Genomic DNA, 25,183 nt, shown 5'->3' on the forward strand with positions numbered 1-25,183 from the left:
CCGGCCGATTCCGGTTCAGCCGGCCAGCAGGGCGGCGGCGACGCGACCGACATCCGCCCCGGTGGTGCGCCAATTGCTGAAGGCCGCGCGCAGCCCGGGCGTTCCCTTGTAGACGGTCGGGGTGAGGAACGCCTCCCCGGATCCGGCGACGGAGCGGGCCAGTGCGCCGACCCGCTCGGCGGTGGGGTCGTCGGCGAGGGTGAAGCAGACGACGTTGAGGCGCACCGGTGCGAGCAGCCGCAGGTGCGGCATCCCGGCGATCCGGTCGCCGAGGTCGCGGGCCAGCGCGATGTCCCGCTCGACGATCTCGCGGTGCCCCTGCCGCCCGTAGGCGGCGAGCGTGAACCAGGCCGGCAGGGCGCGCAGGCGGCGCGAGTTCTCCGGCGTGAGGTGGACGAAGTCCGGGTCCTCGGTGATCCGGCCCAGGTACGCGGCCGCGTTCTGGAACACCCGGACCTGCAGGTCCCGGCGCCGGGTGAACTGGATCGCGCTGTCGTAGGGCACGTTGAGCCACTTGTGCAGGTCCGCGCACACCGAGTCGGCCTCGTCGATGCCTGCGACCAGTTCGGTGTGCGGCGGGGACAGCGCGGCGAAGCCCCCGAAGGCGGCGTCGACGTGCAGCCAGAACGGGAAGCGCCGGCGCAGTTCGGCGATCGCCCGCAGGTCGTCGAAGTCCACGGTGTTGACCGTTCCCGCATTGGCCACCACGATCGCGGGCCGCCCGTCGAGCGCGGCGAGTTCCGCGGAAAGCCGATCGACGTCGACCGCCTCCCGATCCGGCAACGTGGCCACCTCGCGAACGCAACCGCGGCCCAGGCCGAGCATCGAGAGTGCCTTGTAGACGCTGGAATGCGGGCTGCCGGAAAGCACCGGAACGTTCCCGAGCGCTGCAACGCCGTCTTGCGCCACGGACACGCCGAGCTGCTCACCGACCCATTCGCGGCCGATCGCCAGCCCGACGAAGTTCGACATCGTCGCGCCGCTGACGAACGCGCCTTCGTGCGCCGTGCCGAGGCCGAACAGCTCGCGCAGCCAGCCGGTCGCTTCGCGTTCCAGGTCCAGCGCCGACGAGTCGCCGCCGGCAGCTGCGTTCTGGTCGAACGTGCTGGTCAGCCAGTCGCCCGCCACGGCAGCCGGGGTTGCGCCACCGGTCACGAACCCGAGGTAGCGGGGCCCCGCGCTGCCGGAGAAGCCCGGCGCCCAGCGGCTCTGGAACCGTTCTAGGGCGGCTTCGGCGCCGACGGCGGAATCGGGCAGCGACTCAGGATTCGGCGGTGCGGGCGGCACGGCGGCCGACCGGTCCGCGATCCCGGACAGCGCCTCGACGGCGCGTCGCCGAGCGATGTCGAGCAGCTCGGGCAGCCGGGCGAGGTCTTCGGAGAGCTTCGGGTGCAATGCGACATCCTTCGTGAGCGTTTGATCCGGTAAGAACCGGAAAACTCACTCACGACCGTAACGAAGCAGGCGCGCCGCGGCGCGGTCCAATCCGGATCGACTGGACTGCCCGGCAGCTCAGGCGGCGGGTTGCTTCTCGGGCGTGGCCGCGGGGAGTTCGCGGGCCAGGTCCTCGGCGACCTGGGTCGTGCGGTCCAGCCAGCGGATGGTGCGGTGCAGGGAGGTCGGGCCGTCGGTCAGCGATTCGGCGATGTCGTGCAGCGCGTCGGCCGTGCGGTGCGCCGAGGCGATCGCCGCCTCGAAGCTGACCTGGGCCTCGTCGGTCAGCGACTCCACCGCGTCGGCCAGCGCCCACAGCAGCTCGGCCAGCCGGTTGCGGGTGTCCTCGTCGACCATGTCCACAGTGGAGGACAGTGCGACCGCCAGGTTGCGCACGTAGTACGCGCAGCCGCTGAGCATCGCCACCGACCGCTGGACCTGGCTGCGCCGGGAGCGCAGCCGGTAGCTGGTCAGCGGCTTCGCGCTGGTGATCACCCGCTGCAGGCCGTCGTCGAGGTCGCGCATCGACTCCTGCAGGCCGGCGACCGTGCCGTGGTCGCTGATCTCGGTGCCGGTGCCGCGCAGGAAGTCCCGCAGCGTCAGCAGGAAGTCCTGGATGTTGGTGCGCACCAGGAAGCGCGTGCGGGTGGGCAGCACGAACACCGCCGCCAGCACGCCCGCCGCCGCGCCGACCGCGGTCTCCCACAGCCGCGTCTCCAGGACGGCCTCGTCGAAGGTGCCGAGCATCCCGTAGAGCGCGCCGAGCAAGGTGGTGATGAAGAACGTCATCACCGCGTACGAGTAGCCGGCGAAGTAGAAGCCCAGGAACACGCAGGTCAGGATCATGGCGATCTCGGCTGGGGTGTTGCCGGAGATCTGCGCGGCGACCAGGATGCCCGCGACCACGCCGAGCATGGTGCCCGCGGTGCGCTGCCACGCCCGCACCAGCAGCTCGCCGCGGCTGTTGGTGCTGATGAACACGACGAACGCGGTGATCACCGCCCAGTACCACCGGTTCGGCGAGACCAGCTGGCCCAGCATGATCGCCAGCGCGGTCGCGCAGGTCACCTGGATCGCGGTCCGCAGCTCGGGCCGCCGCAACCCGGTCTCGTCGTCCTCGGTCGGCTCCGGCTCGCCGACCGGTTCCGGCGGCGCCTCCTCGCGGCGTTCGCCGCCGAGCTCGCCGGTCGCGTCGGCCAGCTCCGCGAGCCCGGCGCCGAGCCGCCGCACCGCCATCGCGATCTCCACCGAGCCCTGCTGCTCGATCCCCTCGGCGACCAGCCGCGTGGCCTCCCGGACCTCCCGCGGCTCGGTGTTGAGCACCGCGAGCAGCGCGGTGATCGCGTGCGGCACGGTGGCGCCGCCGCTGGGGTGGTCGACGAGCCGCATCAGCGGGGTGAGCAGGTTCTCGGCCGCGAGTTCGACGTCGAGGATGCGCTGCCGGAGCAGCTCGCGGCCGGCCTCGTCGAGGTCGTCGAGCTGGCCCACGGTGTTCTCCAGCATCAGCGAGGTCTCGTTGAGCCGCACCGAGCGGTTGTGCAGTTCGCGTCGCCGCTGCGTCGAATCCGGGTGCTCGGCGACGTCGCGCACCGCGTGCAGGAGCCCGTGCACCTGGGCGCGCAGCGTGTGGCGGCCGCGTTCGAGCACGCCTTCGGGGTCGTCCCGCAGCACGAGGAACCGCATCGCGAACGCGGCCAGCGCCCCGACCACCGCCGCCGCGATCAGCGCCGGCAGTTGCGGCAGCTGGGGGCGCAGGAACATCGCGAAGAAGTAGCCCATGAACGCGACCATCCCCAGCGGGAAGAACCGCGGCCCGAACCGGCGGATGTAGGTGGCGGTGAAGATCACCACCAGGAACAGCAGGCTGTGCGGCAGCGGCCACGGCGAGGTGAGGATCGACAGCAGCAGCGCGAGCACCGCGGGCAGCGGCATCAGCAGGTTGGTGATCTTCTGCTGCCGCCGGTCCGGGTCGTTGATGCCGAGCGAAGAGTTGATCGCCACCACCGCGGCCAGCATGGCCAGCGGCAACGGCTGCCCCCACCACGCCAGCAGCGGCAGCACCACCACGAGCGAGAGCGCGACCGACAGCGTCACCCGGGCCGCGGTGCGCAGGCGGCGCAGCGCCGGGTCCGAGGCGAGGAAGCGGTTCCACCACTCGCTCCACATGCGCCGCGCGCTCCTTCGGGGTGTGCGCCGAACCCGGATGGTCCTGCAGGGGCTCGGCCGTTCGCGGTAGCGAGATTACCCGGGCGAGCCGCGCGGGTCAGCTACCGCGGTGGCGGCGGACGCTCTCCTCGACGACGTCCAGCACTGCGGGGAGGTGTTCCGCGGGCAGGCCCATCGCCAGGTGGGACACGAGTCCCTCCAGCACCAGCTCCAGGTAGGCGGTCAGCACGTCGACGTCGACGTCGTCGCGGAGGTTGCCGGCGTCGCGCTGCCACTTCAGCCGGGCGCGGGTGGCGGTGGTCAGCTGCTCGGAGCGCTGCGCCCAGCGCGCCCGGAACTCCTCGTCCGTGCGCAGGCGGCGCGACACCTCCAGCCGGGTGCCCAGCCAGTCCGCGCCGGGCGCGCTGCTGGTGCCGCCTGCGGGCCCGGCGAGCAGGTCGCGCATCACCTGCACCAGGCCCTGCTCGGCCACCACGTCGGCCATCCGGGTCGCGTCGTCCTCGGCCAGCGCGAGGAACAGCGACTCCTTGTCCTTGAAGTGGTGGAAGATCGCGCCCCGGGACAGGCCGGTCGCTTCTTCCAGCCGCCGCACGGTGGCGCCTTCGTAGCCGAAGCGCGCGAAGCACGACCGGGAGCCGTCGAGGATCTGACGGCGCCGGGCGTCGAGGTGGTCTTGGCTGACCCGAGGCATGTTCTGATCGTCCCAGGTGCCGCCGCCACATTGCAATCCGTACGTACGTTTTGCTGCGCATGTCCCAACCGATGGGCGACCTCCGACCATATGGTCGCCGGGGTCGGCGGAACCGTTACCCGCGTGGCGGTCGAGATCCGGGAAAAGCAGGTGGGGGAACGGGTTTCCCGTTCCTCGTACCAGTTCTCCGGATCAAGAACAAGGGTCGCGGGCGTCAGGGGGGAGCGGTAGCGTCGGTAACCGGCCAATTACAGGGGGTGATCACATTGCCCACTACGACCGATCCCGCCGCCGCCGACTTCCCGGCCTCCCGGGTCCGCACCAGGGCCGAGGCCGAGGCCTACGTCGCGTCGGTGTGCTTCAAGCACGGTCCGCCGCGACTGCTGGGCATCGAACTCGAATGGACCGTGCACCACTCCGACGACCCGGGCCGAACGCTCGACGCCGCGACGCTGATCGCCGCGCTCGGCCCGCACGCCCCGCGCTCCCTGGTCCCGGACAGCCCGCACCGCGAACTGCCCAACGGCTCGGTGCTCACCGTCGAACCCGGCGGCCAGGTCGAGATCTCCAGTCTTCCCACCACGTCCATGCGGTCGCTGTTCAGCGTCGTCGCCACCGACGCCGAGTACGTCGAGCGCCGGCTGCGCGCCGCCGGGCTGGTGCTCGGCGAACAGGGCACCGACCCGTGGCGGTACCCGAACCGGATCCTGCAGGTGCCGCGCTACGCCGCGATGGAAACCGCCTTCGACCGCATCGGCCTGGACGGCCGGTTGATGATGTGCAGCACCGCTGGCGTGCAGGTCTGCCTCGACGCCGGCGAACCGGACCGGGTGGCCGCTCGCTGGGCGGCGCTGCACGCGCTGGGGCCCGTGATGATGGCGACTTTCGCGAATTCGCCGATGCTCTTCGGCGAACGCACCGGCTGGGTGTCCACCCGCACCCGCGCGCTGCTGCGCACCGATCCGCCGCGCACCCGGCCCGGCCCGATCACCGTCGACCCGGCGACCAGCTGGGCCAAGCGGGTGCTCGACACCGCGATCGTGTGCCTGCGCCGCGACGGCGGGGACTGGACGGCGCCCAGCGGCATCAGCTTCGCGGAGTGGATCCACGGCGCGCTGTCGCACCCGCCCACCCGCGACGACCTCGACTACCACCTGTCCACGGTGTTCCCGCCGGTCCGGCCGCGCGGCTACTTCGAGGTCCGCTACCTCGACGCGCAGCCCGGCCAGGACTGGATGCTGCCCGCGGGTGCGCTGATCGCGCTGTTCCGCGAGGAATCCACTGTGGACAAGGTGCTGGCGATGACGTCCCCGGCGGTCGGCCGGTGGGTGCAGGCCGCGCGGCACGGGCTGCTGGACCCGGCGTTGGCGCGCAGCGCCCGCGACGTGTTCGAGCTGGCGTGCCGGCACCTGGAGGACGAACCGGACAGCCCGGCCGGACTGGCCGGGCGGCTGGCCGACTTCGTGGCGCGGCGGCTCGCCGCGCCCGCCGACCGCTGACCGCTGACCGCTGACGAAACCGGAGGTGACCGGTGGAAAGCACGCAAGATCTGGTGGATCTGGGGATCGCCGACCTGCGCGCGCACGTGGCCGCGGAACTCGCGCGCACCCGGCAGCGCAGCGCCGAGCTGACCGATTCGGTCGACGACGAGGACCTCGTGAAGCAGCATTCGCCGCTGATGTCGCCGCTGGTCTGGGACCTGGCGCACGTCGGCAGCCAGGAGGAGTTGTGGCTGGTGCGCGATGTCGGCGGAGCGCCGGCGATCCGCCCGGAGATCGACGACCTCTACGACGCGTTCCAGCACGCCAGGGCCGACCGCCCGCAGCTGCCGCTGCTGGGCCCGGCCGAGGCGCGCGAGTACGTCGCGGCGGTGCGCTCGAAGGTCTTCGACCTGGTCGACCGCGTCCCGCTGGAGGGGCGGCGGCTGGTCCAGCAGGCGTTCGCCTTCGGCATGATCGTGCAGCACGAGCAGCAGCACGACGAGACGATGCTGGCCACCCACCAGCTGCGGGACGGGCCACCGGCCCTCGCGGCCGAGCCGCCACCGTCCGATGTGGACGTGCTGCCGCCCGAGGTGTTCGTGCCCGGCGGGCCGTTCACCATGGGCACCTCCGCGGAACCCTGGGCGCTGGACAACGAGCGACCGGCGCACCAGGTCCACGTCGACGACTTCTACCTCGACAGCACCCCGGTCACCAACGGCGCGTACCTGGCGTTCATCGACGCCGGCGGCTACGACGACCCGCGCTGGTGGAGCGACGCGGGCTGGGCGCACCGGCAGCGGGCCGGGCTGCGGGCGCCGCGGTTCTGGTGGCTGGAGGGCGACCGGTGGCTGCGCCGCCGGTTCGGCCACGTCGAGCCGGTGCCGCCGGAGGAGCCGGTGGTGCACGTCAGCTTCCACGAGGCCGAGGCGTACGCGGCGTGGGCGGGCAAGCGGCTGCCCACCGAGGCCGAGTGGGAGAAGGCCGCGCGGTTCGACCCCGCGAGCGGCCGGTCCCGGCGGTACCCGTGGGGCGAAGCCGATCCGCGTCCCGAGCACGCCAACCTGGGGCAGCGGCACCTGCGGCCGGCGCCCGCCGGGGCGTATCCGGACGGGGCGGCGCCGTGCGGCGCGCGGCAGCTCATCGGCGACGTCTGGGAGTGGACGGCGACCGACTTCTCGCCGTACCCGGGGTTCTCGGCGTTCCCGTACCGCGAGTACTCCGAGGTGTTCTTCGGGCCCGACTACAAGGTGCTTCGCGGCGGCTCGTTCGGCACCGACGCCACCGCGTGCCGCGGCACCTTCCGGAACTGGGACTACCCGATCCGGCGGCAGATCTTCGCCGGCTTCCGGTGCGCCCGGACGCCCGGACGAGGGGAGTGAGACTGACCGATGTGCCGGCACGTGGGATATCTGGGGCCAGCCGTGTCGCTGGCGGAACTGCTGCTCGAACCGGCCCATTCGCTGCTGGAGCAGACGTGGGCGCCCAACGACATGCGCGGCGGCGGCACGATCAACGCCGACGGCTTCGGCGTCGGCTGGTACCGGCCGGACGGCGCGGTCGCCCGCTACCGGGCCGCCGTTCCGATGTGGACGGACGAATCGTTCCGGCAGACGGCCGCGGACGTGCGCAGCGGCGCGGTGGTCGCGGCGGTCCGTTCGGCGACGGCCGGCATGCCGGTGACTCCGGGCGCGTGCGCGCCGTTCACCGATGACACCTGGCTGTTCAGCCACAACGGCCGGGTCACCGGCTGGCCGGATTCGCTGGCGAAGCTCGCCGCCGGGCTGGAGGTCGTGGACATGCTGACGCTGGAGGCGGCCACCGACTCGGCGTTGCTGTGGGCGCTGCTGCGGCAGCGGCTGGCAGACGGCGAGGAGCCGGACCGGGCGGTGCGGGAGCTGGTGTGCGAAGTCGTCGCCGCCGCACCGGATTCGCGGCTGAACCTGCTGCTCTCCGACGGTGCCCGGCTGATCGCCACCACCTGGACGCACGCGCTGTGGGTGCGCCGGTCGGAGGAGTCGGTGGCGGTGGCGTCGGAGCCGTTCGGCCCGGAAGCCGGGTGGGTCGAGGTCCCGGACCGGTGCCTGCTCGTCGCGGACACCGCGGATGCGCGGGTGACGTCGTTGTCGGAGTTGTCGATGGGGGAGCGATGAGCGAGCCGGAACTTCTCGTCCGATTCACCGAGGAAGACGCGGCCCGGGCGCTGCGCACCGACGCCCGCGAGGGGCTGACGGACAGCCCGAAGTGGTTGTCGCCCAAGTGGTTCTACGACGCGGCGGGCAGCGACCTCTTCGAGCGGATCACGGCCCTGCCGGAGTACTACCAGACCCGCGCCGAGCAGCAGATCCTGCAGCGGCGCGCGCTGGAGATCGCCGAGATCACCGGCGCGGCCACCCTGGTCGAGCTCGGGTCCGGGTCGTCGGAGAAGACCAGGCTGCTGCTGGACGCGCTGCGCAAGACCGAGACCCTGGAGCGGTTCGTGCCGCTGGACGTGTCCGGGTCGGCGCTGCGCGCCGCCGCGGAGTCCATCGCGCTGGACTACCCGGAACTCCGGGTGCGCGGCGTCGTCGACGACTTCACCAGCGGCCTTTCCGCGCTGGACGCGGGGGCGGGCCGGCTGGTCGCGTTCCTGGGCGGCACGATCGGGAACCTGCTGCCGGCCGAGCGCGCGGGTTTCTTCGCCGCGGTGCGCGCGGCGCTGCGGCCGGGCGAGTGGCTGCTGCTGGGCACCGACCTGGTGAAGGATCCCGGGCGGCTGGTGCGCGCCTACGACGACGCGCAGGGCGTGACCGCGGAGTTCAACCGCAACGTGCTGCGGGTGCTCAACCGGGAACTCGGCGCCGACTTCGCGCCCGAGCGGTTCCGGCACGTGGCCCTGTGGAACGCCGAGCAGGAGTGGATCGAGATGCGGCTGCGGGCCGGCCGGCCGATGCACGTCCGGCTGCCGGAGCTGGGGCTGGGCGTGGACTTCGCCGGGGGAGAGGAGATCCGCACCGAGATCTCGGCGAAGTTCCGGCACGGCCGGGTCCGCGACGAACTGGCGGTGGCCGGATTCGAGCTGCGCCACTGGTGGCTGGACGACGCCGAGGAGTTCGCGCTGTCGCTGGCCGCGGCGCGGTAGAGCCGATCGGTGAATTGGGCGGTGATCACCCCCACCAGCGGGTGATCGCGGTGGCGCGCGCGGGCGGCATCACGAGTATTGCGGTGTCAGCGTCTGATTTTCCCAGAAAGGGACGGTTTCGATGCGTCTACGCGCAACTGTCGCCGCCGCACTCGGTGCGGCCGGTCTGCTGCTGTCGCTGCCCGGTTCTGCGCTCGCGGCGGACGGCGAATTCAGCTACTAGGTCGAGGGGACCAACGCGTACCACCAGCGCGCGCTCCTCGACCCGGCCGGGCGGCTCTGCCACCGGCTCGAACTGCCGAACCCGGAAGCCCCGGCCTACGGGGTGCGCAACAACACCGACGCAACGGCGATCGTCTTCCTGGACTCGAACTGCTCCAGCGACGTGTACTACTACATCCTGCAGCCGGGGCAGCAGGCCCCGCGCGACGTCGCGGTGCGTTCCGTGACCTTCTCGCGCTGATCGTCGCAGGTAACCGCACCCGCCCGGCCTCCGGGCGGGTGCGGTTCTGCTATCCGGAGCCGAGTCGCGGTCTCGCCGGGCCGCTGGGGGCGCTGAGACAGCCCATGCACGGCATGCCGGCCGGTTGCGCGGACACCTCGGCGACGTTCGTGGGGATCTCCACGCCGCAGTACGTGAGCCAGCGCTCCGGGGTGCCGGCCTCGGGGGCGACGGCGAGGTGTGCTTGGCGGCTGGCTTCGCTGACTATCCCGAAGGCGAAGCGCACCACCACGGGGCGGGTCATGACGGGATTCCGTTGAGCCGCTCGGCCGCTCGCAGGCAGTCCGGGCAGGTCGGCCACAGCCAGTCCAGTTCGGTGCGCCCGGTCGTGGAAACGGTCCGCTCGCAAAGGGCGTTGATGGATTCCCCGTCCCGATGGCGCCGCCCGCCCGGCAGCGTTCCCGCGACGGCGTGCCGCTGCTGCTCGGCAGGTTGCCAGTGGTGCTTCGGTCGAAACATCTTCCCCACCTCCGCGGACGGGACTGGCGCGCAGGGGACGCGTGACGCCCGGTGGACGGGCAATGACCCGTTCGGCCCAACGCGCTCCTGCGACAATGATCGACCATTCACCCGAACGGCGGATGAACCGGGGGCACCGTGCACGCACGGTGGTCAAAATCGGGTGACGCCGACGGTGGTGCTCCCGCCAGGTGCAGGCGTCCGGCCCCGGTCTTCCGCAATTTCAATGGAAATCGGACCTTCGATTTCCATTGAAATTGCGGCACCGGGCACCGGGCACCGGGCACCGGCGCCGGGTAGTGGGGGTCTGGTCGGGTCGATCGTGTTGGCGAGCGCCGTCGGAGCCGTCGTGATCGGTTTGGGAGCCGTTGCGCCCGGGGGTGCTTCGTTTCGCGCGGAGGGGCGCGGGGTGCGATCGCGGTGCGGGGAACGGCGAAGGCCGTTTTTCGCTGCTGTGGCGGCGAATCGGGGTTTGGGCCGGCCGCGCACCGACAGCCACTGGGGGGAGGTGCCGTCAGTGCGCGGCCAGCGGCCCAAGGCTACACCCGGCGCCGCGGTGCCCTTCTCCGGCGGGCGCGAACTTGTGGCTGGGACTGGGAAAGCGGTCGGATCGAGCCGCTTCGGGGCAGGAACAGCAGGGCGGCCGCTCCGGCGAGCAGCGCGCAGGCGGCGGCCACCAGGGCGCCCAGGTGCAGCCCTTCGACGAGCAGCTGTGCGCTGACATCGAAGGCCAGTTGCCGGAGGTCGATCGGGAGCCGGTCGATGATCGACAGATCTCCGCTGGACAGCGGGTCGATCGCGGCCGCCGGGAGCGTCGGCAGCCGGGTGGGCAGTTCCGCCCGCAGGTGCGAGACGAGCAGCGTGCCGCAGACCGCGACGCCGAACACGCTGCCCAGCTGCCGGAAGGTGTTGGAAATTCCCGATGCGGCACCGGCTTGCTCGGGTGGAACCGCGCTCAGCAGCGCCACGGTGGCGGGTGCGCCCACCAGCGAAACCCCGGCGCCGAGCAGCGCGAGCGCCCACCAGTACTGCCCGTATCCGGTGCCGACGCCGAGCCCGGTGAGGGCCAGCAGGCCGATGGCGGTCAGCGCCGAACCGGCGACGATCGGTGGCCGTGGCCCCAGCTTCGCGGCCAGCACGCTGGCCAGGTACGAGAAGATCATGATCGCCAGGTTCAGCGCCAGGAACCGCAGTCCGGCCGCCGCCGCGCTGAGCCGGTTCACCTGCTGCAGGTAGAGCGTCAGCAGGAAGATGCCGCCGTAGAGGCCGAGCAGGCCGAACAGGTTGACCGCCCCAGCGACCAGCACCACCGGGCTGCGGAACAGCCGGATCGGCACCATCGGGTCGGGGTGCCGCAGCTCCCAGCGCACGAAGACGACCAGCCCGCCCGCGGCGACCACTAGCGCGGCAACGACGGGCGTGGCCGTCCAGTCGCGCCCGCCTTCGATCAGCGCGTAGGTGAGCGCGGCGATCGACGCGGCGAAGAGCAGCTGTCCCAGCGGATCGAGCGAACGAGTCCCTTGTGGACGGTGTAGCGGGAGCAGGTGTCGGAGGGCGAGCGTGGCGGCCACGCCGACCGGGATGTTCACCCAGAAGATGCTCGGCCAGCCGAAGGCTTCGACCAGTACGCCGCCGAGCAGCGGTCCGACCGCGAGTGCCAGCCCGCCGATGCCGGCCCAGGTGCCGATGGCCTTCGCGCGCGCTCGCGGATCCGGGAACACCGTGCTGATCAGCGCCAACGACACCGGGATGAGCACGGATCCCGCTGCGCCCTGCAGGATTCGCGCCGCCAGCAATACCTCGAAGGTCGGCGCGAGAGCGCAGAGCGCGGAAGCGGCGGTGAACGCGACGAGCCCGCCGAGGAACAGCCGCCGGTGGCCGAAGCGGTCGCCGAGGGTGCCCGCGGTGAGCAGCAGCCCGGCGAGCATGAGCGTGTAGCCGGCGATGATCCACTGCAGATCGCCGACGCCGACGCCGAGGTGCGCCTGCACGTCCGGCAGGGCGATGGCGACGATCGTCGCGTCGAGCTGGACCAGGAAGACGCCGCTGCTGATCAGTGCCAGCAGCAGTCGCGGATGGCGTTCGGGGACAAGGGAATTCGGCATTCGGGAGAACCTCGCGGAGTGATCGGACGGCGCGAGCGCGCCGCCGAGAACGCTAACTGAATGATGCTCAGTCAGTCAATGAGCGCGGCTCAGTGAGCGTCGTTCAGTCGAGTGCTATGCTGGCGCCCGCCGCACAGCAGGAAGGTCGCCGAGATGTCCGCACGAACGCCGGCACGCCGCCGCCGGGTGACGATGAGTCCCGAGGACCGGCGCGAAGCGATCCTGCAGGCCGGGACCGAGGTCTTCTCGACCACGGGTTTCGCGCGGGCGACGATGGCGGAGGTCGCCCGGGCGGGCGGGATCGCCCAGGGCACCATCTACCTCTACTTCGAGTCGAAGGAACACCTGCTCGCCGCCGTCTGGGAGCGCTACGTCGAAGGCATCCTGGAGATCGCGGACCTGGTGCTCGCCGGCGACGGGTCGAGATGGTCCACATTGGACGAACTGTGGGCGGCGCTGCTGGACCACGCGGTGCGCAACGCCGAACTGCACCGCACGGTCTACGGTTCCGCCAACGCCAAGGCCCTGGAGCTGTGCAAGGACATCAACCGCCGGGTGATCGACCGCATCGGCGACTTCGTCGCAGACGGCGTGCCCGACGGCACCTTCGCGCCGGACGCGCCCACGGCGTTCCGGATCGTCTACCACGGCGTGGACGGCCTCCTCGACGAACTGATCGCCACCGGGGCGGAGATCGACGTCGCGGGTCTGACGAAGCAGACCCAGGACCTGACCCGCCGAACCCTGAGCCCCCGGCTCTGAGGGGTTCAGGATCCGCTGTGCAGATCCCGTGCCAGGAGCGCGACGTGCAGTGACACCAGGGATTCCGGGGCGCTCAGCGACACGCCCAGCAGCTGCTCGATGCGCGCCAGCTGCGCGTAGTAGGCGGTCCGGGAGAGGTGCGCCGCCGCCGCTGCCGCGGACTTGTTCCCACCGTGGCGGCACAGCGATCGCAATGCGTCCAGCAGCCGTTCGTTGGACATGATCGGCCCGAGTTCCCGTTCCGCGAACGCGATCAGTCGCTCGTCGCCGCGCAGCAGGTGCAAGAGTCCGCGCAGCCGCACGTCGTCCAGGCGGTGGAACTCGCGGTCGCCGTCGTCGATGTGCAGCGCCGCCTCCGCGACCTGGGCGGCCTCGGTCAGCGTCCGGCGCGCCCCGGCGATCGAGCCGACTACGCTGCCGACCGCCACCACAACCTGCAGCGACTGCGTGCCCGCGGACCGGCGGACATCCGCCGCCAAGCGGGTCAGCACGGCGTCGGCTTCGGGCGTCCGCAGCGCCACCAGGGCCTGGACGGTGACGTCGTCGACGACGCCCACCAGCACCGGCAGCTTCGCCTTGCGCGCGGCGAGCGCCGTCGCCTCGGCGAGATCCCGCAGCGCCTGCTGGGTTTCCAGCGCCGGCGCGACCGTCGTCGTGGTGTGCGGGCGGACCGCGATGCCCACCAGCGGGCCGTCGAGCGGCACGCCGACGCCCGCGGACCGGGCCGCCAGATCGGCGGTATCGGCGTTGCCCGCGAGCAGTTCGGTGATCAGCGTGCGGTGCGTCTGACGCTCCAGGCTCTCCCGGTCGCGGGTCGCCAGCCGGTTCACCGCCAGCGCCGACGCCGCCCGCTCGGCGACCACGACGTGCCGGTGCGGCGGCTCCGGCCCGAGCATCACCAGCCGCCCCCAGTCGTCGCCGCGAGCCCCGACCACGGTGGTCAGCCACCGCTGGTCCGGGTCGTAGGAGGTGCGGCCGGACTGCACCACCGATCGGGACCGCTCCGCCCACTCCGCCAGCAGCGCCACCGGGTCCTGACCGGCCGAGTCGTAGGCCAGCACCTGGTGGGCGAGCGTCTCCAGCACCACCGGGCGGGCGGCGATCCGCGCCGCTTCCCGCAGCACCGACGCGGGTTCGGCGCCCGAAGTGGTCAGCGCGGTGAACGTCTCGTGGATGGCGTGCGTCGCGCGCAGCTCGGCCAGCTGGGCGTCGCGGATCCGGGCGATCACCGCCTCGGTGACGGCCACGAACTTCGTCTCCTCCGACAGTGTCACCAGCGGCAGGTCGTGCCGGTGCGCCGCGTCCACCAGCGCCGTCGGCACCCGGTCGCGCCACCGGCGCACCAGCTCCACGACCAGCCCACACGCCCCGACCGCGGCGAGCTCGTCGACGTAGCGCACCAGCTGCGCGGGCTCCTCGGGGAGCGCGATGCCGGTGGTCAGCACCAGCTCGCCGCCGCTGAGCAGCGGGGCGATGTCGGCGATCTCCGCGACGTGCACCCAACGCACCCGCCCGTCCAGGCCGGAGGCGCCGGCCACCACCCGCGGCTTGCCGCGCCGCAGGACCGGCAGCTCCAGCACCTCGGACACGGTCGGCAGCGCCAGCACGTCCGGCGAGGTCGGTTTCATCGCGGCATCCATGGTGCACAAACCGTAATGCCTGCAGCGCCAAATGAGTACAGGTTGTCCGTGGAAGCGGCCGCCGCGGCCGACCAGACTGGCCGCAGCGGCACGCACGACCGCCGCGGAGAAACCGGCCGCCCTTGGAGGGAAGAGGACGCTGATGACGGAATCCTTGTTGGCCAGGCACCGCGCCGCCATGCCCAGCTGGCTGGCGCTCTACTACGACGAGCCCATCGAGATCGTCGCGGGCGAGGGACGGCACGTCACCGACGCCGACGGCAACACCTACCTGGACTTCTTCGCCGGGGTCCTGACCAACGCCATCGGCTACGACGTCGCCGAGATCAGCGACGCGATCCGCCGCCAGGTCGACACCGGCATCCTGCACACCTCGACGCTCTACCTGATCCGGCAGCAGGTGGAGCTGGCCGAGCGGATCGGCGAGCTGTCCGGGATGACCAACCCCAAGGTGTTCTTCACCGGCTCAGGCACCGAGGCCAACGAGACCGCGCTCATGCTGGCCACCCAGTACCGGCGCAGCAACCAGGTCCTCGCGCTGCGCAACTCCTACCACGGGCGGGCCTTCGGCACCGTCGGCGTGACCGGCAACCGCGGCTGGTCGGCCAGCTCGCTGTCCCCGGTGAAGGTCAGCTACGTGCACGGCGGCTACCGCTACCGCAGCCCGTTCCGGGACCTCTCCGACGCCGACTACATCGCCGCCTGCGTCGACGACCTGCGCGAGGTCATCGAGACCACCACCGCCGGCGACGTGGCCTGCATGATCGCCGAGCCGATCCAGGGCGTCGGCGGCTTCGCCACCCCGCCGGACGGGCTGTTCGGCGCGTTCGCCGAGGTCCTGGAAGAGTACGGGATCCTGCTGATCTCCGACGAGGTGCAGACCGGCTGGGGCCGCACCGGCGAGCACTTCTGGGGCATCCAGGCGCACGGCGTGGTGCCTGCGGCGATGACCTTCGCCAAGGGCCTGGGCAACGGGCTGGCCATCGGCGGGGTGGTCGCGGAGGCGGAGCTGATGGACTGCCTGACCGCCAACTCGATCTCCACCTTCGGCGGCAACCCGATCTCCACCGCCGGCGCCGGGGCCGCCCTGGCCTACCTGCTCGACCACGACCTGCAGGGCAACGCCGCGAAGCTCGGCACCCAGCTGCTCGACGGCCTGCGGGCGCACGCCCAGCGGTGCCCGCTGATCGGCGACGTGCGAGGCAAGGGCTTGATGATCGGCGTCGAGCTCGTCGAACCCGGCACCCGCACGCCCGCCGCCGCGTCGGCCACGCGGGTGATGGACCTGGCGAAGCGGCACGGGCTGTTGGTAGGCAAGGGCGGGCTGCACGGGAACGTCCTGCGCCTGGCGCCGCCGATGACGCTGACCGAGGAGGAGGCGGCGCAGGCGCTGCAGATCCTCACCGAAACAATCTCGCTGGCCGAGCAGGAGCTCCACGCATGACAGAACTGATCAGGCACTGGATCGCGGGCAAGCCCGCCGACGCGGCCCCGCAGCGCAGCGGGGAGGTCTTCGACCCCGCCACCGGGCAGGTGACCAAGCGGGTCGCGTTCGCCGCGGAGTCCGATGTGGACGCTGCGGTCACGGCGGCCGCCGAGGCGCTCAAGAGCTGGCGGCGAGCGTCGCTGGCGAAGCGGTCCAACGTGCTGTTCGCCTTCCGCGAACTGCTCAACCAGCGCAAGGGCGAGCTGGCCGAGATCATCACCGCCGAGCACGGCAAGGTCGTCTCCGACGCCGCCGGCGAGGTGCAGCGCGGCCTGGAGAACGTCGAGTACGCCTGCGGCATCCCCAACCTGCTCAAGGGCGGCTTCTCGGAGAACGCCTCGACGAGCGTGGACGTGCACTCGGTGCGGCAGCCGGTGGGCGTCGTCGGGGTGATCTCGCCGTTCAACTTCCCGGCCATGGTGCCGCTGTGGTTCGTGCCGGGCGCCATCGCCTGCGGCAACGCCGTGGTGCTCAAGCCAAGCGAGAAGGACCCGTCGGCGGCGAACTTCATCGCCGGGCTGTGGCAGGAGGCCGGGCTGCCCGACGGCGTGTTCAACGTGGTGCACGGCGACAAGGTCGCGGTCGACGCGCTGCTGGCGCACCCGGTGGTGAAGGCGGTGTCGTTCGTCGGCTCCACGCCGGTGGCGCGCTACGTCTACGAGACCGGCACCGGCAACGGCAAGCGGGTGCAGGCACTCGGCGGGGCGAAGAACCACATGGTGGTGCTGCCCGACGCCGACCTCGACCTGGCCGCGGACGCCGCGGTGTCGGCGGGGTTCGGCTCGGCGGGGGAGCGGTGCATGGCGATCTCCGCGGTCGTCGCCGTCGACCCGGTCGGCGACGAGCTCGTCGCCAAGATCGCGGAGCGGATGGCCAAGCTCAGCGTCGGCGACGGGCGCCGCGGCTGCGACATGGGCCCGCTGGTCACCGCCGCCCACCGGGACCGCGTGACGTCCTATGTGGACGCCGGCGTCGAGGCGGGCGCGGAGCTGGTGGTGGACGGGCGCGGCGTGCGGGTCGACGGCGGGGACGACGGGTTCTGGCTGGGGCCGACGCTGTTCGACCGCGTGGGCACCGACATGTCGATCTACACCGACGAGATCTTCGGCCCCGTCCTGTCGGTGCTCCGGGTGCCCGGCTACGACTCGGCGATCGAGGTACTCAACAACAACCCGTACGGCAACGGCACGGCGGTGTACACCGAAAACGGCGGCGCCGCGCGGCAGTTCTGCGAGGAGGTCGAGGTCGGCATGATCGGCGTGAACGTGCCGATCCCGGTGCCGGTGTCGTACTACTCGTTCGGCGGCTGGAAGGACTCGCTGTTCGGCGACGCGCACGCCTACGGCCCGGACGGCATCCAGTTCTACACCCGCACGAAGGTGGTCACCACGCGGTGGCCGGACCCGTCCCACGGCGGCGTCAACCTCGGGTTCCCGCAGAACAGCTGAGGTCGGGCCGCGCGCCCTCCCGGCAGGTGTCGTGAGTGGCAGTGGCCGCCCCGGCGGCCACGTCCACTCACGACACCTGCGCGACAACGGTGCAACAGCTGAATAAAGGAGTGGCATGTCGGAGCTGATCTACCTCAGTGCGACGGAAGCGCGCGCGTTGTTCGCCAAGCGCGCATTGTCCCCGGTGGAACTGCTGCAGGCGCTGATCAAGCGCGCCGAGCAGGTCGAGCCCGAGGTGAACGCGTTCACCGAGCGGCTCTTCGACGAGGCCCTGGCGGCCGCCGCGCAGGCCGAGGCCCGGTACCTGGGCAAGGGGCCCGCGCCCCGGCCGCTGGAGGGGATCCCGGTCGCCGCCAAGGAGAAGCACGCCATCGCGGGCCGGTCGCTGACCGAGGGGTCCTTGATCAACAAGGGCAACGTGGCCGCCGAGAACGCCCCGGTCATCGACCGCGTCCTGGACGCGGGCGGCATCATCCACGCCCGCACCACCACGCCGGAGTTCAGCATCTCCACGTTCACCCACACGCCGATGTGGGGCGTCACCCGCAACCCGTGGAACCCGGACTACACGCCCGGCGGCTCCTCCGGCGGGTCCGCCGCCGCGCTCGCCGCCGGCACGGCGCTGCTGGCCACGGCCTCCGACATCGGCGGCTCCACCCGGATTCCCGCCGCCTTCACCGGAACCGTCGGGTTCAAGGCCCCCTACGGCCGGATTCCCGGCACTCCGCCGCTGTCGATGGACTTCTACCGCGGCGACGGCACGCTGGCCCGCACCGTCGACGACACGATCCTGTTCGCCAACACGCTGATCGGCCCGGACCCGCGCGACCACACGTCGTTGCGGCCCCGCATCGCGCTGCCCACCGAGTACGAACCGGCCGCCGGGATGCGGGTGGCGCTGTGCGTGCGCCTCGGCGACTACGACGTCAAGCCGGACGTCGAGCGCAACACCCGCGCGGTCGCCGACGCACTGGCGCAGGCCGGTGTGGTCGTGGAGGAGATCGAACTGCCCTGGACCCGCGCGGAGATCGGCCGGGCCACCGGAATGCACTTCGGCACCATCTTCGGTGCGCTGGTCCAGGACGTCGTCGGCGACCGGCGCGACCTCGTCGCGCCCTACACCGCGGCGTTCCTGGGCTGGGCGGCGAAGGCAGCGGACCGGGGCGGCTTCCTCGAAGGGCTGCGGATCGAGACCCGCATGCAGCGCGAGCTCGCCGAGGCGATGTCCGGTTTCGACGCCCTGCTGTGCCCGACCGCGGCGATCCCGGCGCTGCCGGCCGGGGACGACCTGATCGGCGAGTTCGAAGTGGACGGTCACCGCTTCGCCCGGTTCTCCGACGCGACCCTGACGACCCCGTTCAACATCAACAACCGGTGCCCCGTGCTCGCGGTGCCCAGCGGGCACGGCGACAACGGCGTGCCCACCGGTGTGCAGATCGTCGGCCACACCTACGACGACGCCACGGTGTTCCGGCTGGGCAAGGAACTGGAACGGGTCCGGCCGTGGGCGTACACGGAAAGCCACCGCCCGGCGCTCTAGCGCGACGCCGACCGCTCGGCGGAGGCGCTGCCGGCCTCGCCGGGCGGATCGGTCGGAACGAGTCGAGGGCGCCCCGCCCGGGATGATCGGCAACCGGTGATCTCCGGCGAGATCGCGGTACCCGGCGCGGGGGCTCGGGGCATCTCCTACGCTCGCGGGCATGCCCGCACTCAGTCCTCGGTCCGTCCTGGACGGCCGCAGCACCAACCGCGCGCCGATACCGCTGATCATCGGCTTGGTCGTGTCCGGTTTCTGCCTGCTGCTGGCGCTGGCCTTCTACCTGCTGCAGGGCGGGCCGGTGAACGTGGTGATCGGCACCGCGCTGGCGCTGCCGACCGCCGTCGTGCTCATCGGTCTGATCCTGCTCATCGACCGGCTGGAGCCGGAGCCGCAGCTCAACCTGTGGCTGGCGTTCGGCTGGGGCGCCGGGGTGGCCATCATCGGCGCGCTGGTCGTGAACACCGGCAGCGAGATCCTGATGGCTCCGGCGCTGGGCGCGGAGGCCGCCTCGGTGGTCACGGTGTCGATCGTCGCGCCGGTGGTGGAGGAGAGCTTCAAGGGTGCGCTGCTGCTGTACCTGCTGTGGGTGCGGCGGCACGAGATCGACGGGCCGACCGACGGCATCGTCTACGCCGGGATGTGCGGGCTGGGCTTCGCGCTGGTCGAGAACGTGCTCTACTACATGCAGGGCCTGGGCGCCGAGACCGGTGAGATCTGGGGCACGGTGCTGATCCGCGGCGTGATCGCGCCGCTGGGACACCCGATGTACACCGCGATGACCGGGCTCGGCGTCGCCTACGCCGCGACGCACCGGGGCGCGGGCCGGTTCTTCGCCGTGGTCGGCGGTTGGTGCGGGGCGGTCTTCCTGCACGCGCTGTGGAACGGCAGCCTGACGTTCGCCGGCTTCCCGGGCATGGTGGTGGCGTACCTCGTGCAGTTCCTGGTGCTGATCGCGCTGGTCGTGATCGTGGTGCTGGACCGCAAGCGACTGGTGCACCTGATCCGCAAGTACCTGCCCGCCTACATCCCGAGCGGCCTGGTGCAGTCGCGGGACGTGCAGATGCTCGGCAGCCTCGCCGGTCGCCGGCAGGCGCGGCACTGGGCGCGCGCGCAGGCGGGCGCGACCGGGGCGCGGGCGATGGGCGACTACCAGCTGGCGGCCACCGAACTCGCACTCTTGCACGCGCACGCCGAGAAGGAGACGATCCCGCCGGAGAAGTTCTTCGCCAGGCGGGAGGCGATCTTGGGGTTGATGCGGGCTGCGCGGGACGCTTTCTTCCGGCGGCTGCCGCAGGCGCCTCCGCCGCCGTGGGCCCGCCAGGAGCGGTCGGGCTTCTTCGCGCCGCCCGCGCAGCTCGCGGCGGGCCAGCTGCCGGCCTACCAGCCGCGCCCACCGGCCGCCCGCGGCCCGCAGCCGCCCGGCGGGTTCCCGCCCGGCGGGCACCGGCCGCCGGGACGTCCGCCGCAGCCGCCGGGGCCGAACGGCCCGCACCCCGGCGGTCCCTGGGGCCCGAGGTGAGCGTCAGATCGTGCGGATTCGCGGCCACAGCGCGGGCCACGGCTGCAACGGGTCCTGGTAGAGCGTGATCGTGTTGCCCTCCGCCACGTTCACCAGGCCCGTCCCGACCTCGCCGAGCTCCCGCGATCGTCCGAAGTGGACCGAAAGCGGGTTCCCGCTCCCGACGTAAAGCACGGAGTCGGCGGTTTTCGGTGGTGCGCCGAAGAACCAGTAGCCGCGGTGCGGGCTGTAGGCACGGGGCAGGCCCGCTTTCCGTCCGAGGACGTCGAGCGCCCCCGCCAGGTAGTAGTTCTCGGCGACGATCGCCGTGCGGCGCTGCTGCTCGGCCGGGAGCGCTCGGTAGGCGCGGGCGACCGCTTCGGTGAGTTGGGGCCAGCCGGTCTCGTAGAGGCGGACGTAGCTCGGCAGCTCGGGATGGCGGGCCAGGAAGCCCAGCGGGTAGACCGGCAGCAGCGACAGCGGCAGGACCGCCGAGAGCAGGTAGGCGGGCCACAGCAGCTTTCCCGTGCGGCGCTGCAACCCGGTGGCCGCCGCGGCGAACAGCAGCCCGAACAGGCCCGCGACGTAGTTCGGCCGGCCGCCGGCGGTCAGGAAGAACAGGAACACCGCGATCGCGGCCCAGCCGAGGAACCGGAACGGCAGCAGTTCCGGAGCCCGCAGGAGCCGCAGGGCGCCGTAGCAGCAGCACGCGGCGCCCACCAGCAGGCCCGCGTAGAACAGCGCGGTCGGCACCATGAGCAGCCGGTCGTTCTCGTTGTTCACCGCGGTGCCCATCGCCAGGGCGGGCCAGCCGTGGCGGGCCTGCCACCACAGCGTCGGGACCGCCGTGATCAGCGGGATCGCGGCGGCGAACCACAGCGCCGGCCGGGCGAAGAGGGATCTCGGGCCGGTGATCGCGATGCTCACCAGCAGCGCCGCGATCAGCACGAGTACCTGGAACTTCGTCTGCACCGCCAGGGCGGTGATCAGGCCGATGCCGAGCAGCAGCCGGTCGCGGTCGACGCCGCCGTGCTGGAGCCGCGCCCAGCGGGCCAGCAACCAGAGGATGGCCGTCCACTGGAGCAGCTCCATTGCGGACGCCGTGAGCCAGTGGCCGTTGAGCAGGATCCACGGCGAGAGCGGATACGCCGCCGCGGCGAGGACCTGGGCCCGCCGGCTCCCGCCCAGCTCCCGCGCCATGAGCGCCGTGACGATCGCGCCGAGCGCCGTGGCGACGGCCGGGAGCAGCCGGAAGGCGAACAGGGAACCGGGGAACGCCCGGTCCAGGAACGCGGCGAGGAGCGGGACCAGCGGCTGCTGGTCCATGTACCCCCAGTCGGGGTAGTACCTCCCGGCGGCCAGGAAGTAGAGCTCGTCGGTGACGTAGTCGTAGCGGGTCGTCAGGGCGAGCAGGAGCGCGAGGGTCGCCGCGGCGATGACCGGCACCGCGGCGCGGGCGAACGGCGGAAGGGCGCGGGGGATGCGGTCGGTGGCCTCCGCGGCGGCGGTGCTGGAACTCGCGCTCATCTGCCCCCCTGACCTCGCGCGTTTCGCGACGCAGTTTAGTTGCGGCACCGGGCCGCGGTGCCGAACTCGGGTTCCCGCGCGCGGCGCGGGCACGCCTGTTCGAACCGGCAGGCAACGACGTGCCGGGATTGCCGGATTGGGCTACAAACGGGCGCATGGCGGAAAACCCGAACGACGACCTGTCCGCCCTGCAGCCGGGCCAGGTCAAGTCCAAGGACAACGGGGAGCGGTTCGGCCGCTCGGCGGGCGGGTGCCTGGTGCAGCTGCGCCGCCGGGTCTCCGAGCCGGGGTTCGTCGTCACCGTGGACGCCGAGCCGCGGCCGGACGTGCCGACCGAGCTGATCACCCACGAGTGGGCGGCGGCCAACGCCGCGTTCGACCGGTACATGCACGAGTACTGACGCAACCGTCCACAAAGGAAATCTGGGTTCGAGCGCAAGTCTTCCTGTCGCCCGCAGGCGCGATGACTCGCGCTGGAGGTCTTGCGGCCAAACCGGAGTTGGATTCAATATACGTTCCACTCCCGCCGAGCCGGGCCGCACCCGCCAGCCGGGATCTTCGCCGACGCAGCCATCTGGAGTGCGCATGCCCTTACCGCCCGCCGCCCGCCGACTGCGGCTGCTCGTCGTCGGCGCGCTGGTGGTGTCGCTGACCGCCGTCGGCTGCACGAACCCCGACGAGAACGTCACGGGCACCGCGGACGGGCCCAAGTACGAGACGTTCGACGGTCTCGCCGCCGATCCGGCCGTCGCCGCGTTGCTGCCGGCGCGGATCCGCGAGGCCGGGACGCTCAACGTGGTCATGAACGTCTCCAGCGCACCGACCAAGTTCTACGCCGAGGACAACACGACGATCGTCGGGCTAAACCCCGACCTGGCGCGGGCGATGGGACGCCTGTTCGGCCTCCCCGTGACGCTGCACAACGTGCCGCTGGACGGGATCATCCCGGGACTGCAGGCGAAGCGCTACGACTTCACGATCTCCAGCATGTCGCCCACGGCCAAGCGCCTGGAGACGCTCGACATGGTCCGCTACGGCGCCTGGGGCAGTGGGCTGGCGGTCAAGACCCGCAATCCGCTGGGCCTGTCCACCGAGCGGCTGTGCGGCTTCAAGGTCGCCGTGCAGCAGGGCTCGATCCAGGAGTCCCAGCGGCTGCCCGAGCTCAGCGAGCGGACTTGCAAGGGCGCCGACCCGATCGAGCCGGTCATCCTGCCCAGCCAGAACGATGCGCTGCTGCAGTTGGACAGCGGCCGGGTCGACGCGGTGTTCGCCGACACGCCGGTGCTGGCCTACGCCCAGACGCAGGCGCCGGACTCGTTCGAGCTGATCGGCGAGCTGAACGTCAGCGCGATCACCATCGGGCTGCCCAAGGACTCCGATCTCACCCCGGCGGTGCAGGCCGCGCTGCGCACGCTGATGGAGAACGGCGGCTACCGGCGCATCTTCCACCGCTGGGGGATGGACGCCAACGCGATCGTCGACCCCGTCGTGGAAACCCCGGCTTCCTGACCAGCGAGGAGAACCCCGCTCATGACCACAGTGGACGCAGCGGTCGGCGAGGCCGGCCCGCTGGTGATCGTCAAGCGGCCGAGGCCGTGGCGAATCGTCGGGACAGTGGTACTGGTGCTGCTGGGCGCGGCGCTGCTGACCAGCCTGGTGACCAACGAGCAGTACGAGTGGGACGTCGTCGCGGAGTACCTCACGGCGCGGTCCATCGCCGAAGGCGCGCTACTGACCGTGGAGCTGACCGCGATCACCATGGTCGCCGGGCTGCTGCTGGGCATCGTGCTGGCCGTGATGCGGCAGTCGCAGAGCAAGCTGATCAGCGGCGCCGCGGCCGGTTACATCTGGTTCTTCCGCGGCACTCCGCTGCTGATCCAGCTCATCTTCTGGTTCAACCTCTCGGCCTTGTACCCGGTGCTGGAGCTGAAGATCCCGTTCGGCCCGGTGCTGATCTCCGGCAACGCCAACGTGTTCATCACCCCGTTCGTCGCCGCGGTGCTCGGGCTGGCGCTCAACGAGGCCGCTTACATGGCCGAGATCGTGCGCGGCGGCCTGCTCGGCGTGGACCGCGGGCAGACCGAGGCCGCGCAGGCGCTGGGCATGGGCAAGCTGCACATCCTGCGACGGATCGTGCTGCCGCAGGCGATGCGGATCATCATACCGCCGACGGCGAACCAGACGGTGGCCACGCTGAAGAACACCTCGCTGGTCAGCGTGCTCGGCGCGATGGACCTGATGCACAGCGCGCAGGTCATCTACTCCCGCACCTACCAGACGATGCCGCTACTCATCGTCGCCGCGCTGTGGTACCTCGCGATGACATCGGTGCTCACCGTGGCGCAGCACTACGTCGAACGGCACTACGGGAAGGGGACCGTCGCGTGAGCACCCCGCTGGTGAAGCTCAGGGACGTGCGCAAGTCGTTCGGTTCGGTGGAGGTGCTGCGCGGCATCGACCTGGAGGTCGACCCCGGCGAGGTGTGCTGCATCATCGGCCCCAGCGGTTGCGGCAAGTCGACGCTGCTGCGCTGCATCAACCACCTGGAGCGGGTGGACGGTGGCGAGGTGCAGGTCGACGGCGCCCGGATCGGCTACCGGCGGTCGGGCAACCGGCTGATCGAGCTGCCGGAGCGCGACATCGCCCGGCAGCGCGCCGACATCGGCATGGTCTTCCAGCGCTTCAACCTCTTCCCGCACATGACGGTGCTGGAGAACCTGCTGGAGGCGCCGTGCCGGGTCAAGCGGGAACCGCGCGAGGAAGTGCGCGAGCGCGCCCGCGAGCTGCTGGAACGGGTCGGGTTGGCGGCCCGGGAGGACGCCTACCCGGGCCAGCTCTCCGGCGGGCAGCAGCAGCGGGTGGCGATCGCCCGGGCGTTGGCCATGCGCCCCAAGGTGATGCTGTTCGACGAGCCGACCTCGGCGCTGGACCCCGAGCTGGTCGGCGAGGTGCTGGCGACCATGCGCGACCTGGCCGCCGACGGGATGACGATGCTGCTGGTCACCCACGAGATCGGCTTCGCCCGCGAGGTCGGCAGCACGCTGATCTTCATGGACGAGGGCACCATCGTCGAACACGGCGACCCGCGCGAGATCATCGCCGCCCCGAGCCACGAACGCACCAGGTCGTTCCTGTCGAAGGTGCTGTGACCCTGCGATATCCAGTGAGGCTTTCCAACCTCGTTCTGCGTGGCGGTGCGGGTGGCGGAACCTCAGAGGCTCCCCGGTCTGCGGGTGCCCCTCCTGATGCATGTCCAATTGAAACCGGACCTCTGATTTCCCTTGAGATCGCGGGGTCCGACCATCCGGTGCAAATTCACGGAC

The 25,183-nt window shown here is 71.6% G+C and carries 22 protein-coding genes; 14 read left to right on the top strand and 8 right to left on the bottom strand.

Translation table 11 applies throughout. From position 1 onward, the window contains the following. Positions 1-15: 15 nt before the first annotated feature. From AC07FN_RS06850 to AC07FN_RS06860, 3 genes are all read right to left on the bottom strand, one after another. Positions 16-1,395: a pyridoxal phosphate-dependent decarboxylase family protein gene (locus AC07FN_RS06850; protein ID WP_478394740.1), complete on the bottom strand. Its 1,380-nt coding sequence runs from the start codon at positions 1,393-1,395 to the stop codon at positions 16-18. A gap of 117 nt (positions 1,396-1,512) precedes the next feature. Next, positions 1,513-3,600 (bottom strand): FUSC family protein, encoded by a 2,088-nt coding sequence (locus tag AC07FN_RS06855; RefSeq protein ID WP_478394741.1) that lies wholly within the window; start codon positions 3,598-3,600, stop codon positions 1,513-1,515. Between the two features lie 97 nt (positions 3,601-3,697). After that, the gene (locus AC07FN_RS06860) at positions 3,698-4,291 is read right to left on the bottom strand and encodes a TetR/AcrR family transcriptional regulator (protein WP_452614068.1); all 594 of its coding nucleotides are present in this window, start codon (positions 4,289-4,291) and stop codon (positions 3,698-3,700) included. A 266-nt stretch (positions 4,292-4,557) separates the two neighbouring features. On the opposite strand from AC07FN_RS06860, the gene egtA reads away from it, so the two are divergent. The 5 genes from egtA to AC07FN_RS06885 all read left to right on the top strand — a co-directional run bounded on the left by egtA (position 4,558) and on the right by AC07FN_RS06885 (position 9,356). After that, positions 4,558-5,790 (top strand): ergothioneine biosynthesis glutamate--cysteine ligase EgtA, encoded by a 1,233-nt coding sequence (gene egtA / locus AC07FN_RS06865; RefSeq protein WP_478394742.1) that lies wholly within the window; start codon positions 4,558-4,560, stop codon positions 5,788-5,790. A 32-nt stretch (positions 5,791-5,822) separates the two neighbouring features. Beyond that, positions 5,823-7,154 carry an ergothioneine biosynthesis protein EgtB gene (egtB, locus tag AC07FN_RS06870; RefSeq protein ID WP_478394743.1) on the top strand — a complete coding sequence of 444 codons (1,332 nt, stop codon included), beginning with the start codon at positions 5,823-5,825 and terminating at the stop codon, positions 7,152-7,154. A gap of 9 nt (positions 7,155-7,163) precedes the next feature. After that, entirely contained in the window at positions 7,164-7,925 is a 762-nt protein-coding gene (gene egtC, locus AC07FN_RS06875; RefSeq protein ID WP_452614071.1) for an ergothioneine biosynthesis protein EgtC, read from the top strand. Further along, on the top strand, positions 7,922-8,893 hold the full coding sequence (egtD, locus tag AC07FN_RS06880; protein ID WP_478394744.1) for an L-histidine N(alpha)-methyltransferase: 972 nt from the start codon (positions 7,922-7,924) through the stop codon (positions 8,891-8,893). The genes egtC and egtD overlap by 4 nt, the downstream gene beginning before the upstream one ends. Before the next feature lie 325 nt (positions 8,894-9,218). Continuing rightward, complete coding sequence (locus AC07FN_RS06885; RefSeq protein ID WP_478394745.1) at positions 9,219-9,356, top strand: hypothetical protein; 138 nt, start codon at positions 9,219-9,221, stop codon at positions 9,354-9,356. 49 nt (positions 9,357-9,405) lie between these two features. On the opposite strand, the gene AC07FN_RS06890 is transcribed toward AC07FN_RS06885, so the two are convergent. The 3 genes from AC07FN_RS06890 to AC07FN_RS06900 all read right to left on the bottom strand — a co-directional run bounded on the left by AC07FN_RS06890 (position 9,406) and on the right by AC07FN_RS06900 (position 11,959). Beyond that, positions 9,406-9,639, bottom strand: a complete 234-nt coding sequence (locus tag AC07FN_RS06890) for a hypothetical protein (protein ID WP_478394746.1) — start codon at positions 9,637-9,639, stop codon at positions 9,406-9,408. After that, positions 9,636-9,854 (bottom strand): HC3 family zinc finger protein, encoded by a 219-nt coding sequence (locus AC07FN_RS06895; RefSeq protein ID WP_478394747.1) that lies wholly within the window; start codon positions 9,852-9,854, stop codon positions 9,636-9,638. The genes AC07FN_RS06890 and AC07FN_RS06895 overlap by 4 nt, the downstream gene beginning before the upstream one ends. A 539-nt stretch (positions 9,855-10,393) precedes the next feature. Next, positions 10,394-11,959, bottom strand: coding sequence for an MFS transporter (locus tag AC07FN_RS06900; RefSeq protein ID WP_478394748.1), 1,566 nt, complete (start codon positions 11,957-11,959; stop codon positions 10,394-10,396). A 153-nt stretch (positions 11,960-12,112) separates the two neighbouring features. Here AC07FN_RS06900 and AC07FN_RS06905 point away from each other — a divergent pair, with 153 nt between their 5' ends. After that, positions 12,113-12,721, top strand: a complete 609-nt coding sequence (locus AC07FN_RS06905; RefSeq protein ID WP_478394749.1) for a TetR/AcrR family transcriptional regulator — start codon at positions 12,113-12,115, stop codon at positions 12,719-12,721. 5 nt (positions 12,722-12,726) lie between these two features. Here the strand turns inward: AC07FN_RS06905 and AC07FN_RS06910 are convergent, their stop codons facing one another. Further along, entirely contained in the window at positions 12,727-14,349 is a 1,623-nt protein-coding gene (locus AC07FN_RS06910) for a PucR family transcriptional regulator (protein WP_478394750.1), read from the bottom strand. 154 nt (positions 14,350-14,503) lie between these two features. Here AC07FN_RS06910 and AC07FN_RS06915 point away from each other — a divergent pair, with 154 nt between their 5' ends. From AC07FN_RS06915 to AC07FN_RS06930, 4 genes are all read left to right on the top strand, one after another. Then, positions 14,504-15,805: an aspartate aminotransferase family protein gene (locus tag AC07FN_RS06915; RefSeq protein ID WP_478394751.1), complete on the top strand. Its 1,302-nt coding sequence runs from the start codon at positions 14,504-14,506 to the stop codon at positions 15,803-15,805. Further along, positions 15,802-17,295, top strand: coding sequence for a CoA-acylating methylmalonate-semialdehyde dehydrogenase (locus AC07FN_RS06920; RefSeq protein WP_478394752.1), 1,494 nt, complete (start codon positions 15,802-15,804; stop codon positions 17,293-17,295). The genes AC07FN_RS06915 and AC07FN_RS06920 overlap by 4 nt, the downstream gene beginning before the upstream one ends. Before the next feature lie 115 nt (positions 17,296-17,410). Continuing rightward, entirely contained in the window at positions 17,411-18,835 is a 1,425-nt protein-coding gene (locus AC07FN_RS06925) for an amidase (RefSeq protein WP_478394753.1), read from the top strand. Positions 18,836-18,995: 160 nt separating this feature from the next. Next, positions 18,996-20,354, top strand: coding sequence for a PrsW family intramembrane metalloprotease (locus AC07FN_RS06930; RefSeq protein ID WP_478394754.1), 1,359 nt, complete (start codon positions 18,996-18,998; stop codon positions 20,352-20,354). A 3-nt stretch (positions 20,355-20,357) separates the two neighbouring features. Here the strand turns inward: AC07FN_RS06930 and AC07FN_RS06935 are convergent, their stop codons facing one another. Then, positions 20,358-21,860 carry an ArnT family glycosyltransferase gene (locus AC07FN_RS06935; protein ID WP_478394755.1) on the bottom strand — a complete coding sequence of 501 codons (1,503 nt, stop codon included), beginning with the start codon at positions 21,858-21,860 and terminating at the stop codon, positions 20,358-20,360. Between the two features lie 155 nt (positions 21,861-22,015). Between AC07FN_RS06935 and AC07FN_RS06940 the strand changes: the two genes are divergently transcribed. The 4 genes from AC07FN_RS06940 to AC07FN_RS06955 all read left to right on the top strand — a co-directional run bounded on the left by AC07FN_RS06940 (position 22,016) and on the right by AC07FN_RS06955 (position 25,009). Continuing rightward, positions 22,016-22,261, top strand: a complete 246-nt coding sequence (locus AC07FN_RS06940) for a hypothetical protein (protein ID WP_358386749.1) — start codon at positions 22,016-22,018, stop codon at positions 22,259-22,261. A gap of 184 nt (positions 22,262-22,445) precedes the next feature. Further along, on the top strand, positions 22,446-23,369 hold the full coding sequence (locus tag AC07FN_RS06945) for an ABC transporter substrate-binding protein (RefSeq protein WP_478394756.1): 924 nt from the start codon (positions 22,446-22,448) through the stop codon (positions 23,367-23,369). Positions 23,370-23,390: 21 nt separating this feature from the next. Then, positions 23,391-24,248: an amino acid ABC transporter permease gene (locus AC07FN_RS06950; protein ID WP_478394757.1), complete on the top strand. Its 858-nt coding sequence runs from the start codon at positions 23,391-23,393 to the stop codon at positions 24,246-24,248. Beyond that, positions 24,245-25,009, top strand: coding sequence for an amino acid ABC transporter ATP-binding protein (locus AC07FN_RS06955; protein ID WP_478394758.1), 765 nt, complete (start codon positions 24,245-24,247; stop codon positions 25,007-25,009). Before AC07FN_RS06950 ends, AC07FN_RS06955 begins: the two co-directional genes overlap by 4 nt. Positions 25,010-25,183: the final 174 nt, after the last annotated feature.

The organism is Saccharopolyspora sp. NPDC045941, assembly GCF_056431445.1.